Genomic DNA, 12,268 nt, shown 5'->3' with positions numbered 1-12,268 from the left:
ACACCTCCCCGCCGAATGCGCGGCGCATCTGGCTGCACGGTGTCGCTTTCGTCGCCTGGGCCCGCCTCGGAGCGAGCCGCCACGCTCCGACCCACGGACATCGGATGAATCGGGCATGATGGCCGCGTGATCATCGACGCTCACCACCACCTCTGGGACCCCGCCGACCGGCCGTACCCCTGGATGGACGACTCGGTCGCCCCGCTCCGGCGGCGGTTCGACCTGGACGACCTGCGCGCGGCGAGCGGGGCGGTGGCCGGGGCGGTGGCCGGCGCGATCGGGGACGTCGCAGGCAGCAGCCCCCGCGACAGCGTCGCAGGCAGCAGCCCCCGCGACGGCGGCGCCGGCAGCAGCCCCCGCGACGACGTCACCGCCACGATCGTCGTCCAGGCCGTGCACGACCCCGGCGAGACCACGTGGCTCCTCGCCCAGCCCGCTCCCGTCGCCGGCGTCGTCGGATGGGTGGACCTGACCGCGCCCGACGTGGCCGACCGGCTCGCCGCGCTCCGGCAGCACCCGCGACTGGTGGGCATCCGGCACCAGGCGCAGGACGAACCCGACCCGGACTGGCTCGCCCGGCCCGACGTGGTCCGCGGCGTCCGGGCCGTCGCCGATGCTGGGCTCGTGTTCGACCTGCTCGTCCGTGGCGCGCGGGAGCACGCCGCCGCGATCACCCTCGTCGACGCCGTGCCCGACGGGACCTTCGTGCTGGACCACGCCGGCAAGCCCGCCATCGCGGACGATCCCGACGACCCGACCGTGCGCATTGCCTGGCGGGCCCGCATGCAGGACCTCGCCGCGCGGCCGAACGTGTCGTGCAAGGTGTCCGGCCTGCTCACCGAGGCCGGCGCCGACTGGCGGGAGCGCCCTGTCGCCCGGTACGCCCGCGAGGCCGTCGAGGTCTTCGGCCCCGACCGCGCGATGTTCGGCTCCGACTGGCCCGTCTCCACGCTCGCGGCGGACTACGCCACCGTCGTGCACACGACGCAGCACGCGCTCGTGGACCTCAGCGACGACGAGCGCGACGCCGTGTTCCACCGGACCGCGGCACGCGTCTACCTTGCCGAGGGCCAGCCCCAGACATAGGATGTTTCCGCTGCACCGGCGCAGCGGAGAGAGCGAGGAACGATGAAGTTCGCACGACTCGGCCCCCTGGGACGCGAGGTCCCCGTGGCCCTCGACACCGACGGGCAGGCATGGGACCTCCGCCCGATCACCACGGACATCAGCGGGGCGTTCCTCGCATCGGACCCCGTCGGCCGCGTCCGGCACGCCCGTGAAGCCGGCGACCTCAAGCCCGTCCCGGACGCCGACGCCCTGCGCCGCGGCGCACCCGTGGCCCGCCCCGGCAAGGTCGTCTGCATCGGCCTGAACTACCGCGACCACGCAGCCGAGACCGGCGCGGAGATCCCCACAGAGCCCATCGTGTTCATGAAGGACCCGATGACGGTGATCGGCCCGGACGACGAGGTGCTCGTCCCCCGCGCCAGCACGAAGACCGACTGGGAGATCGAGCTCGCCGTCGTGATCGGATCGGTCGCGAAGTACTGCGAGTCCGAGGACGAGGCCGCGACCCACATCGCCGGCTACGCCATCGCGAACGACGTCTCCGAGCGGGAGTTCCAGCTGGAGCGGGGCGGGCAGTGGGACAAGGGCAAGTCCTGCGAGACCTTCAACCCGCTCGGCCCGTGGCTCGTGACCCCGGACGAGGTCGACCCCGCGGCGCTCCCGTTGCGCCTCAGCGTGAACGGCGAGGTCCGGCAGGACGGCACGACCGCCGACATGATCTTCCGACCGGCGGAGATCGTCCGGTACCTGTCCCAGTTCATGGTGCTCTACCCGGGCGACGTGATCAGCACGGGCACCCCGGCGGGCGTCGCGCTCGCCGGCAACGCCCCGTACCTGCAGCCGGGCGACGTCGTCGAGCTGACGGCGGAGGGCCTCGGATCGCAGCGCCAGACGGTCGGGGCGGCCTGATGCCCGGCACCCACGCCGGTCTCCGGGCGATCGTCACGGGCGGCGCCTCCGGGATCGGCGCGGCGATCACCACGGCACTCCAGGAGCGCGGGGCGACGGTGGCCGTGCTCGACCTGCAGACGTCCGGCGTCACCGACGGCACGATCGCCGTCCCGTGCGACGTCGGGGACGACGAGAGCGTCCGCGCCGCGGTCGCCAGCGCCGTCGAGGCCCTCGGTGGGCTCGACGTGCTCGTCAACAACGCCGGCATCGGCGCCCAGGGCACGGTCGAGGACAACCCCGACGACGAGTGGCGGCGCGTGTACGAGGTCAACGTGCTCGGCGCCGTCCGGCTCTCCCGCGCTGCACTCCCCCACCTCCGCGCGTCCGGCAACGCGAGCATCGTCAACACGTGCTCGATCGCTGCGACCGCGGGGCTCCCCCAGCGGGCGCTCTACTCCGCGACGAAGGGCGCCATCGCGGCGCTCACCCGGGCCATGGCGGCCGACCACATCCGTGAGGGCATCCGCGTCAACGCCGTGAACCCGGGCACCGCGGACACCCCGTGGGTCGCGCGGCTGCTCGCCACCGCTGGGGACCCGGCGGCCGAACGCGCGGCGCTCGAAGCGCGCCAGCCCCACGGTCGGCTCGTCGCGCCGGAGGAGGTCGCCGAAGCCGTCGCGTACCTGACGAGCCCACTCGCCCGTTCGACGACGGGCGTCGACCTGGCCGTCGACGGCGGGATGCAGGCACTCCGGCTCCGGCCCGCCTGATGGCCGGTTCGCGGCGCCGCCGCATCGGTCGGGAGGCTCGGCCCGGGTATCGTCGGGAGGTCCCGTCCCAGCCGGCTCAGGAAGAGGGCACCGCATGGCTTCGCTGACCGACGACGCGATCGCGCGCATCCAGCAGATGATCGTCTCCGGCGAGCTCGCTCCCGGGCAGCGCCTGCCGCCGGAGAAGGAGCTGAGCGAGTCCCTCGGGCTGTCCAGGAACAGCCTCCGCGAAGCGGTGAAGGCACTCGAGCTGATCCGCGTGCTCGACGTCCGCCGCGGGGACGGGACGTACGTGACGAGCCTCGAGCCCTCGGTCCTCCTCGAAGCGGTCTCCTTCGTCGTCGACATGCACCACGACCGCTCCCTCGTCGACCTGCTCGAGGTCCGGCGCATCCTGGAGCCCGCCTCCGCCGTGCTCGCCACCGCCCGCGCGACGGAGCAGCAGATCGACGAGCTCGCGACGCTGATGGCGACCGTCGACGACGACACCGGCGTCGAGGACCTCGTCGCCCACGACCTGCTCTTCCACTCCACGATCGCCGGCATCGGCGGGAACCAGTACCTCTCGGGGCTCCTCGACGCCCTGTCGAGCAAGACCGTCCGGGTGCGGGTGTGGCGCGGCCTCACCCAGAACGGCTCCGTCCAGCGGACCCTCGACGAGCACGCCGCGATCGTCGACGCGATTCGTCGCCGCGACCCCCAGCTCGTGCAGGCCCTCGTCGTGGCGCACGTCGAGGGTGTCGAGCGCTGGTTGCGGCGTTCCCTGGACTGATCCGTTCTGCGCACATGTGGCCGCGTGCAGTTGATCACGTGTTCACTCAGTGGCTGACCTCGGCACCGGCGAACCCGCCGGTGCCGATTCGTTCGTTCCACCAGGAGGACACCGTGCTCGGTCTCATCATCAGCTTGATCATCATCGGACTGATCGCCGGTGCGCTCGCGCGCCTGATCATCCCGGGGAAGCAGCACATCTCGATCCTCATGACCATCGTGCTCGGCATCGTCGGCTCGTTCGTCGGCGGGTTCCTCGGGTTCCTGATCTTCCAGCACGACCCGATGGACGGCTTCTTCCAGCCGGCGGGCATCATCGGTTCGGTGATCGGCGCGGTCATCGTGCTCTTCATCTACACGCGCTTCGCCGGTCGGAGCGCCTCGCGCCGCTGACCCCAGCGGCAGCGGCAGCGGTGCCGATCGGCGCCGCACCATCGGAAGCGGCTCGCACCACGGTTCTCCGTGGCGCGAGCTGCTTTCCGTTGTGCGGGGACGTCTGACACCAGACGCGCGACGGAGCGGCCCGGCCGCCCCTGACCCGTCGCACTCAGGCGGGGAGCAGCCCCTCGGCGCGCAAGTCGGACCACAGCTCCTCGGGGACGACCGCGGCAGCACGCGCCGCGTTCTCCCGCACCTGCGCCGCGGATTGCGCCCCGACCGCCACGGTGCGCACCGCCGGAGCCCGGCGTGGGAAGGCCAGTGCGGCATCGGGCAGCGTGACCCCGTGTCGCGAACAGACCTCGGCGAGCGCCCGGGCCCGCTCCAGGACCGATGCCGGCGCCGGGGCGTAGTCGTACGTGGTGTCCGGCGCCGGCAGCGGGTTGCTGAGCAGACCCGAGTTGTAGACGCCGACCGCGACGACGTCGACCCCGACCGCGGCGCAGCGGGCGACGAGCTCGGCCGCTGGCTGTTCGAGCAGCGTGTACCGCCCGGCCAGCATGATCACGTCGCAGAGCCCGGTGTCCACGGCAGCCGACAGTGCGGACACCGAGTTCGACCCGACCCCGACGGCCTGCACGACCCCTTCGTCCCGGAGTGCGGCGAGCGCCGGCAGAGCCTGGGTCAGACCGTCCGTCAGCGAGTACACGTCCGGGTCGTGCAGGTACGCGATGTCGACGTGGTCGAGCCCGAGCCGCTCGAGGGACTCGTCGAGCGACCGACGGACCCCGGACGGCGACGGGTCCCACTGCCGCACCAGGTCGTTCGGTACCGCGAACCCGCCGGAGGCGAGGTCGGTGCCGTCGCCGGAGCCCGGCACGAGCAGTCGTCCGACCTTCGTGGACACCCGGTACGAGGATCGTGGACGGTCGGCGAGCGCCGCTCCGAGCCGGCGTTCGGAGCGTCCGAGTCCGTAGTGCGGCGCGGTGTCGAACCCGCGCACGCCGACGTCCCACGCGGCGTCGACGGTGGCGCGGGCGTCGTCGTCCGTCACCGGGTGGAGCAGGTTCCCGATGCCGGCGCCGCCGAACCAGAACGGCCCGGTGTCGAGTTCGAACGGCGCGGTCACGACGTCTGCTCCGACAGGGTCCACACGAGCGGCACCCCGTCGTCGTTCCCGGAGTAGTCGTCGTCGGCCTCGAGCAGGGGGTTGATGACCTCCTGCCAGGCGGCGTTCACCGGGTCGTCCGCCAGGGAGCGGCGCATCGCCCGGTAGTCCGTCACCTCGATGAGGTGGATCAGGTCCTGCCCGTCCCGCCAGATGCTCCAGTTCGTCACGCCGGCACCGCGGAGCCGCGCGACGAGCTCGGGCGGGATCGCGGCGTGCGCCTGTTCGTAGGCGCCCTCGCGACCCGCCCGCAGCCGGGTGCGGGAGAGGATCCGCTGCATCAGTCGCGGAGGAAGAGCTCGACGACGGGCACCGCCACGTCCGGCCGGACCACCGGGAGCGTCAGCGTCAGGGTGCCGGCGGGCTGGCCGCCGAGGCCGGTGTTCTGCGCGCGGGTGTCCGGCGGGATCTCCCGGAAGTGCAGCTCGGACGCGTCGTGCAGGAACTGCGCGTACGCCACGCGACCGGCGAGGTCGGGCAGGTGCACGTGCTCGAAGGGCCACGTGTACAGGTGCAGGTAGAGCCGGTCGCCCCGCTGCGTGAAGACGGTGCCGGAGGGTGCCGTGAATGTCGAGGGACCGGCGCCGTACACGGAGCGGTCGTGCTGGTGCATCCACTCGCCGATGCCGGCGAGCGCACGGCGTGCGACCGGGTCGAACTCGCCGCGGCCGGTCGGGCCGACGTTGAGCAGCATGTTCCCGTTGTTCGACACCCCGTCGGTGAGCATCCGGACGAGCAGGTCGACGCTCTTCACGTCCTGGTTGTCGCGGTCGTAGCCCCACGACCCGTTGAAGGTCTGGCACGCCTCCCACGGCACCTGCACCCCGTCACGCTCCATCGGCTTGTCGGGCTGGTACTGCTCGGGGGTGACGAGGTCGCCGGGGATGTCGAGCCGGTCGTTGACGATGATGCCCGGCTGCAGGCGCTTCGTCAGCGCCATGAGTTCGGTCGAGCCCCAGTCGTCACGGCCCTTCCCGCCCCAGATGTCCTCGTGGTCGTTGTCTCGGTACGAGAAGTCGTAGAACAGGTAGTCGATCTGCCCGTAGTCCGTCAGGAGCTCGGTCACCTGCCCGTGCAGGTACTCGCGGTACCGCGCCATGTCACGGCCCTCGTTGAGCGCGGCGATCGCGGCGTCGCCGTCGTCCCGGCGCGGGTGCACCCCGTCGATGGTGAAGTCCGGGTGGTGCCAGTCGATGAGCGAGTGGTAGAAGCCGATCCGGATCCCCTCGGCGCGGAAGGCGTCGACGAACTCGCGCACGATGTCCCGGCCGAACGGGGTGTTCGTGGCCTTGTAGTCGGTGAGCGCCGAGTCCCAGAGCGCGAAGCCCTCGTGGTGCTTGGTGGTGAGGACGGCGTACTTCATGCCGGCCTCGCGGGCCCGTCGCGCCCAGTCGGTCGGGTCGAACAGGTCCGGGTCGAAGTGGTCGAAGTACTTCTGGTAGTCGGCGTCCGTGATCCGCTCACGGTTCTTCACCCACTCGTGCCGGGCGGGCAGGGCGTAGAGGCCCCAGTGGATGAACATGCCGAAGCGGTCGTGGGTGAACCACGCGGGCAGTCCGGACGCGTCGGTCGCGGTCTGCGGCTCTGCAGGTGCGGTGATGGTCATGCGGGAGATCCCTTTCTGGACGGAAGGAGGAGCGGAGGGGGTCAGCGGCCGCCGAGGCCGGAGGTGACGATGCCCTTGACGAGGTGCTTCTGCAGGAAGACGAGCAGGATGACGGTCGGCAGCATCGAGATCACCGACGCGGCCATCACGAGGTTCCACTCGCTGCCCTGCTGCCCGAAGAACTGCTGCAGGCCGAGCGGGATGGTGCCGTGCGCCTCGACGTCGTTGACGACGACGAGCGGCCAGAGGAACGAGTTCCAGTAGGAGATGAACGAGAACACCGCGAGGACGGCCAGGGTCGGCCGGGCGAGCGGGAGCATCACCGAGAAGAAGGTCCGGACGGCGCCGGCCCCGTCGACCCGGGCGGCGTCGTCGAGTTCCTGCGGGACGGTGAGGAAGAACTGCCGGACCAGGAACGCGCCGAGTGCCGTGAACGCCCACGGGATGATGAGCGCCTGGAACGTGTCCACCCATCCGAAGCCCTGCATCATCACGTACATCGGGATGACGAGGACGTCCTGCGGGATCATCAGCGTCGCGAGGAACAGCACGAACACCGCGTTCCGGCCGCGCCACCGGAGCCGTGAGAACGCGTACCCGGAGAGCGCTGCGACGGCGACGTTGATGATCGTGCCGGCCGCGGCGACGAACACCCCGTTCAGGATGAACCGCGCGAACGGCAGGTACGTGAACGCCTGCACGTAGTTCGACCACTCGAAGGACGACCCCCAGAGCGTCGGCGGGGTCGTGAAGGTCTCCGACGCAGGCTTGAGGCTCGTCGCCACCATGTAGACCAGCGGCGCGATGAACAGCAACGCGACGAGGCAGAGCAGCACGTAACCGATGGCGTGCCGCACGCGGCCGACCTGCCGGGTCCGGCGGGGCAGTGACCGCGGGTTGACGGTCCGGTTCGCCGAGGTGGCGGGGCGGACCCTGGTCAGCTCACTCATAGTGCACCCACCGCTTCTGCCCGAGGAACTGGACGGCCGTGATCCCGAGGATGATGACGAAGAGCACCCAGGCGCCCGCCGAGGCCAGTCCGAGCTGCTGCGTCTGGAAGCCCGTGTTGTAGATGTGCTGCACGAGGGTCTCCGTCGCGGTGCCCGGTCCGCCCTTCGTCAACACGAACGGCTGCACGAACACCTGGAACGACGTGATCAGGGTCATCATCGTGGCGAAGAAGATCGACGGCGAGATGAGCGGGAACTTGATCCGCCAGAACATCTGCCACGCGTTCGCCCCGTCGAGTTCCGCCGCTTCGAGCTGGTTCTCCGGCACCGAGTCGAGGGCCGCCGAGAAGATCAGCATGTTGTAGCCGAAACCCTGCCAGACGCTCATCGCGACGACCGCGAGCATCGCCCACTTGTCGTCGGCGAGGAAGTTCGGGGCGTGGACGCCGATGGTCGACTGCAGCGTCGCGTCGATGGCGCCGCCGGGCTGGTAGAGCATCCGCCAGACGACGACGTTCGCGACGATCGGGGTCACGGTCGGGATGAAGAAGAGCACCCGGAAGACGTGCCGGTGCTTGATCTTCGGCGTCAGCCAGGCGGCGAGCCCGAGCGACACGACGAGGTTGAGGGGCACGTAGAGCACCACGAACACGACCGTGTTGAGCGTCACCGTGCGGAAGATCGGGTCGGTGAAGAGCTTCTCGTAGTTCGAGAAGCCGGCGAACGTGCGCTCGCCGAGCATCGGCCAGTTCATGAAGCTGACGACGAGCGACGCCAGGATCGGGAACGCCGTGAACACGACGAGTCCGATCGAGTGCGGTCCGGCGAAGGCCGCGCCCCACCACGATCGGCGTCCGACCTCGCTCGCCTGGTCACCACCGCCTCGACGGCGGGGTGCGCCGGCGGCGACCGCGGTCGCGACGGCGGGCACCGCCGTCTCGGTCGCGGGGTCCTGGATGGTGGTCATGCGACGACCTCCTCGTCGTTCGCGCGGTCCTGGGCTGGGGGAGAACCGGACGGGAGGCTCGGGGCGGGGTCGACCCGAGCCTCCAGTCCGTCAGGTGGTGACGCCGGTCACTGCGAGCCGAGCTGACTCGAGATCGAGGACATCGTGTCCTTGCCGCTCGTCTGCCCGTTGACCGCCTGCAGGGCGTACTGCGTGAAGAGCTGGTTCAGCTGGTCGCTCTGCTTGTTGCCCGGCAGCGGGGTGGCCTTGTCGAGCGCTGCCTTCAGCGTGTCCTCGGCACCGTCGATGCCGGCGTTGTCGTACCAGGCCTGCTGCGCTGCGGTGCGTGCCGGGAAGGCGCGACCCTGCTTCGCGAGCGAGGTGAGCACGGGTTCGCTCGTCATCGTCTCGATGGCCTTGAACGCCTGGTCCGGGTACTTGCACTGCTTCGAGACGCCGAAGCCCGACCCGGCCGCGTACGACGACGCTCCGGAGGTCCCGGACGGCACCGTGGTGACGCCGAGGTCGAACTTCACCTTGGCCTTCTGGCTGATCAGCGACCACGGGCCGTCGCTGTACATCGCGACGTCACCGCTGACGAAGGCGTTGCCGTCGGCCGACGAGTCGGACGAGGCCTGCGTGGCGTAGCCCTTCTTCACCAGGCCGGCGAGCCAGTCGAGGCCGTCCGCGAACTTCGGGTCGGTGGCGTCGAGCTTGCCGCTCTCGGTGATCACCCGGCCGCCGTTGTAGCCGAGGATCTGCGACTCGAGCGGGATGTCCGCGATGCTCGTGCCGTACGCGGTCGTGCCGGCGGCCTTGAGCTTGGCCGCTGCGGCCTCGAACTCGTCCGTCGTCCAGCCCGGCTTCGGGTCGTCCACGCCCGCCTTCTTCAGCAGGTCCTTGTTGTAGAAGACGAGCATGGGGCCGGTGTCGTAGGGCAGGCCGTAGAGCTTCCCGTCCACCTTCATGCCGGTCAGCGCCGTCTGGTCGTACTCGCTGAGGTCGAGGTCGGCCTTCTTCGCGAGGTCGTCGAGCGGGACGAGGACGTCCGTGTAGTTCGCGGCCCGGAGCGACTGGATGCTCACGATGCAGGGCGCGGTGCCGGTCGAGAGCTGCGTGCGGAGCTTCGTCCAGTAGTCGTTGAACGGTGAGCCCTGGATGGTGACCTTGACGCTGTCCTTCGTGTCGACGGTGTCGGCGACCTTCTGCCACGCGGCCTTGTCCTCCTTCCCGCCGATCCACATCGCCCAGGTGAGGGCGTCCTTGGACTGGCCGTCACTGGCGCTGCTCCCTGCGGAACAGCCCGTGAGCACGAGGGCCGCGGCAGCTGCTGCCGCGATCCCCGCGATGAAACGTCGTTGCATGGGTGTCTCCACTTCGTCGTGGGTGTGTCTGTTCGGGTGTGGTTCGCGTCAGGCGACGCGGACGGCGTCGCGCATCGGGTCGACGGCGGTGTCGGTCGCCCAGACCGGGCCGTCGGGGTAGGAGAACGTGTCGAGGGAACCGGCGAGCATCTCGGTGCCGGCTCCCGGCGCGGTCGGCGGCCAGTAGCGGCCGTCGTGGACGTCGACCGGGGTCACGAAGTGCTCGTGCAGGTGGTCGACGTACTCGATGCACCGGTCGTCGAGCGCCCCGGAGAGCGCGACGGCGTCGAACATCGAGAGGTGCTGGACCGCCTCGCAGAGGCCGACACCGCCGGCGTGCGGGCAGACCCGGACGCCGTGCTTGGCGGCGAGCAGCAGGATCGCGAGGTTCTCGTTGACCCCGGCGACGCGGGTCGCGTCGATCTGCAGCACCGACATCGCCTCGGCCTGGATGAGCTGCTTCGCGATGACGCGGTTCGCCATGTGCTCCCCCGTCGCCACCGGGATCGGCGCGATCCGACGGGCGATCTCGGCGTGGGCGAGGACGTCGTCCGGGCTCGTCGGCTCCTCGACCCAGGCGACGTCGAACGGGCGCAGTCGGTCGATCCAGGCCACCGCCTCGTCGACGTCCCAGCGCTGGTTCGCGTCGATGGCGATCCGGATGTCAGGGCCGACGACGTCGCGGGCGATGCCCATCCGGCGGATGTCCTCGTCGACGTCGCCGCCGACCTTGAGCTTGATCTGGGTGAAGCCCTCGTCGACGGCCTCACGGCAGAGGCGCGCGAGCTTCTCGTCGTCGTACCCGAGCCAGCCCGGCGTGGTCGTGTAGGCCGGGTAGCCGATCTGCTCCAGCGTGCGGCGTCGCTCGGCCCGGAGTGGGACCGCCTGCTCCAGGAGCGCGAGCGCATCGGCCGGGGTGATCGCGTCGGTGAGGTACCGGAAGTCCACCAGGTCGACGAGTTCCCGCGGGCTCATGTCCGCCAGCAGTGCCCACAGCGGCTGCCCGGCGCGCTTCGCCCGGAGGTCCCAGAGGGCGTTCACCACGGCGCCGATCGCCATGTGCATGACGCCCTTCTCCGGGCCGAGCCACCGCAGCTGCGAGTCGTGCACCAGGGCCCGCCACATGCCGCCCATGTCCGCGAGGACCGCTTCCGCGTCCCGCCCGACGACGTGCCCGTGGAGTGCGGCGATCGCTGCCTCCTGCACCTCGTTGCCGCGGCCGATCGTGAAGACGAACGCGGAGCCGGTGAGGCCGTCGGCGGCGTCCGTCGTGATCTCGACGTAGGCGGCGGAGTAGTCGGGAGCCGGGTTCATCGCGTCGGACCCGTCGTGTTCCCGCGAGGTGGGGAACCGGATGTCGCGCACGCGCAGACCGGTGATGCGACTCATCGTTGCTCCTGCCCGTCCGGTCGCCGTCGACCGAACGGACTCATCAAAACATCCGATGTCTGCCGCGTCAAGCACTTCTTTGGTCGCGTTTCGGCGCCCCGCGGGCGGCAGCCGTCCGATGACTGGGCCCGAATGCGGACGGGAGGCTCGTGGCGGGCCCGTGCCCAGCCTCCCGTCCGGCCCGTGGCGCGTCCGTGGCCGCGCACGCCTCCGTGTGCCCGGCCGCGTCGACAGGTGCGCGAAAGCGACAGTGGTCGCGCGGAACCCGCGCGACCACTGTCGCTTTCGCCGACCACTCCGCGGCGGCCGCCGCGGCTGCGCGCCGCCGCCGCTCAGGACGCGGCCAGACGTCCCATCTCTGCGACGACGCCGCGAACGCGCTCGGCGAGCTCGTCGTGCGAGCCGACAGTGACCCGGTGCGCGGTCTCGATCACGGCCGCCATCACGAGCGTCACCGCGGTCCGTGCGGTGTCGGCGTCGGTGCGCTCGCACGCGACCTCGTACACCGCGAGCCGCGCCTCGGCCATCCACTGCAGCATCGTCGGGACCATCTCGGGCCGCGCCTGCACGAGCGCCTTCATCCGGGACCGGTCCGCCGGCAGGTCGACGGTGTGCGCGACGAGCCGGCAGAGGTCAGCGACGAGGGGGCCGTCGGACGCGAGGAAGACCGCGGCGGCCTCGGCCGGGATCGCCGTCGCGGGCAGCCCGAGCGCGGCGTGGCCCTTCGACGGGAAGTAGTTGAAGAACGTCCGCGGGGAGACGCCGGCGTCGGCGCAGATCTCCTCGACGGTGACGCCGGCGAGCCCGCGCTCCGTGACGAGTGCGAGTGCCGACTCGTGGAGGGACTGCCGGGTGCGCTGCTTCTTGCGCTCCCGCAGGCCGCACGACTCCGGGTCGACGGCCGTGTCCAGCGCTTCGGTGGTGCTCACGTGGTGCTCCTGATGCGGGTCGGGGCCTCCCGCAGTGG

General features: G+C 70.9%; 13 protein-coding genes. 5 read left to right on the top strand and 8 right to left on the bottom strand.

Annotation, left to right across the window (positions count from 1 at the left end):
* Positions 1-126: 126 nt before the first annotated feature.
* The 5 genes from EDF27_RS06100 (at position 127) to EDF27_RS06080 (ending at position 3,893) form a co-directional block, all read left to right on the top strand.
* Positions 127-1,086, top strand: coding sequence for an amidohydrolase family protein (locus EDF27_RS06100; protein ID WP_123700770.1), 960 nt, complete (start codon positions 127-129; stop codon positions 1,084-1,086).
* 42 nt (positions 1,087-1,128) lie between these two features.
* A complete protein-coding gene (locus EDF27_RS06095; protein ID WP_123656258.1) occupies positions 1,129-1,977 on the top strand; it encodes a fumarylacetoacetate hydrolase family protein in 849 nt (282 codons plus the stop codon).
* A complete protein-coding gene (locus tag EDF27_RS06090; protein ID WP_123700771.1) occupies positions 1,977-2,729 on the top strand; it encodes an SDR family oxidoreductase in 753 nt (250 codons plus the stop codon). Before EDF27_RS06095 ends, EDF27_RS06090 begins: the two co-directional genes overlap by 1 nt.
* A gap of 94 nt (positions 2,730-2,823) precedes the next feature.
* A complete protein-coding gene (locus EDF27_RS06085; protein ID WP_123656260.1) occupies positions 2,824-3,501 on the top strand; it encodes a FadR/GntR family transcriptional regulator in 678 nt (225 codons plus the stop codon).
* Between the two features lie 113 nt (positions 3,502-3,614).
* Complete coding sequence (locus tag EDF27_RS06080) at positions 3,615-3,893, top strand: GlsB/YeaQ/YmgE family stress response membrane protein (protein ID WP_123656377.1); 279 nt, start codon at positions 3,615-3,617, stop codon at positions 3,891-3,893.
* Positions 3,894-4,047: 154 nt separating this feature from the next.
* Here EDF27_RS06080 and EDF27_RS06075 read toward each other — a convergent pair whose 3' ends face one another.
* The 8 genes from EDF27_RS06075 to EDF27_RS06040 all read right to left on the bottom strand — a co-directional run bounded on the left by EDF27_RS06075 (position 4,048) and on the right by EDF27_RS06040 (position 12,230).
* Positions 4,048-5,007, bottom strand: coding sequence for an aldo/keto reductase (locus EDF27_RS06075; RefSeq protein ID WP_123701404.1), 960 nt, complete (start codon positions 5,005-5,007; stop codon positions 4,048-4,050).
* A complete protein-coding gene (locus EDF27_RS06070) occupies positions 5,004-5,327 on the bottom strand; it encodes an L-rhamnose mutarotase (RefSeq protein WP_123700772.1) in 324 nt (107 codons plus the stop codon). Before EDF27_RS06070 ends, EDF27_RS06075 begins: the two co-directional genes overlap by 4 nt.
* Positions 5,327-6,652 (bottom strand): alpha-L-fucosidase, encoded by a 1,326-nt coding sequence (locus tag EDF27_RS06065; protein WP_123700773.1) that lies wholly within the window; start codon positions 6,650-6,652, stop codon positions 5,327-5,329. The genes EDF27_RS06070 and EDF27_RS06065 overlap by 1 nt, the downstream gene beginning before the upstream one ends.
* A gap of 41 nt (positions 6,653-6,693) precedes the next feature.
* Positions 6,694-7,602 (bottom strand): carbohydrate ABC transporter permease, encoded by a 909-nt coding sequence (locus EDF27_RS06060; RefSeq protein WP_123656264.1) that lies wholly within the window; start codon positions 7,600-7,602, stop codon positions 6,694-6,696.
* Positions 7,595-8,569, bottom strand: coding sequence for a sugar ABC transporter permease (locus tag EDF27_RS06055; protein ID WP_207909563.1), 975 nt, complete (start codon positions 8,567-8,569; stop codon positions 7,595-7,597). The genes EDF27_RS06060 and EDF27_RS06055 overlap by 8 nt, the downstream gene beginning before the upstream one ends.
* 107 nt (positions 8,570-8,676) lie before the next feature.
* Positions 8,677-9,912, bottom strand: a complete 1,236-nt coding sequence (locus tag EDF27_RS06050; RefSeq protein ID WP_243698213.1) for a sugar ABC transporter substrate-binding protein — start codon at positions 9,910-9,912, stop codon at positions 8,677-8,679.
* Positions 9,913-9,960: 48 nt separating this feature from the next.
* Positions 9,961-11,301: an enolase C-terminal domain-like protein gene (locus tag EDF27_RS06045; protein ID WP_123700775.1), complete on the bottom strand. Its 1,341-nt coding sequence runs from the start codon at positions 11,299-11,301 to the stop codon at positions 9,961-9,963.
* 332 nt (positions 11,302-11,633) lie between these two features.
* Positions 11,634-12,230 carry a TetR/AcrR family transcriptional regulator gene (locus tag EDF27_RS06040; RefSeq protein WP_243698212.1) on the bottom strand — a complete coding sequence of 199 codons (597 nt, stop codon included), beginning with the start codon at positions 12,228-12,230 and terminating at the stop codon, positions 11,634-11,636.
* Positions 12,231-12,268 lie beyond the last annotated feature (38 nt).

Source organism: Curtobacterium sp. PhB136, assembly GCF_004346855.1.
Classification (GTDB): Bacteria; Actinomycetota; Actinomycetes; order Actinomycetales; family Microbacteriaceae; genus Curtobacterium.
Note: the sequence above shows the minus strand (reverse complement) of the source record. Positions and strands in the feature narration are given on the sequence as shown.

Bases quoted from the DNA above. Each gene is read 5' to 3' on its own strand.
- EDF27_RS06050 (WP_243698213.1), bottom strand. From the start codon at position 9,912: ATGCAACGACGTTTCATCGCGGGGATCGCGGCAGCAGCTGCCGCGGCC.
- EDF27_RS06060 (WP_123656264.1), bottom strand. From the start codon at position 7,602: ATGAGTGAGCTGACCAGGGTCCGCCCCGCCACCTCGGCGAACCGGACC.
- EDF27_RS06045 (WP_123700775.1), bottom strand. From the start codon at position 11,301: ATGAGTCGCATCACCGGTCTGCGCGTGCGCGACATCCGGTTCCCCACC.
- EDF27_RS06085 (WP_123656260.1), top strand. From the start codon at position 2,824: ATGGCTTCGCTGACCGACGACGCGATCGCGCGCATCCAGCAGATGATC.
- EDF27_RS06070 (WP_123700772.1), bottom strand. From the start codon at position 5,327: ATGCAGCGGATCCTCTCCCGCACCCGGCTGCGGGCGGGTCGCGAGGGC.
- EDF27_RS06055 (WP_207909563.1), bottom strand. From the start codon at position 8,569: ATGACCACCATCCAGGACCCCGCGACCGAGACGGCGGTGCCCGCCGTC.
- EDF27_RS06065 (WP_123700773.1), bottom strand. From the start codon at position 6,652: ATGACCATCACCGCACCTGCAGAGCCGCAGACCGCGACCGACGCGTCC.
- EDF27_RS06090 (WP_123700771.1), top strand. From the start codon at position 1,977: ATGCCCGGCACCCACGCCGGTCTCCGGGCGATCGTCACGGGCGGCGCC.
- EDF27_RS06095 (WP_123656258.1), top strand. From the start codon at position 1,129: ATGAAGTTCGCACGACTCGGCCCCCTGGGACGCGAGGTCCCCGTGGCC.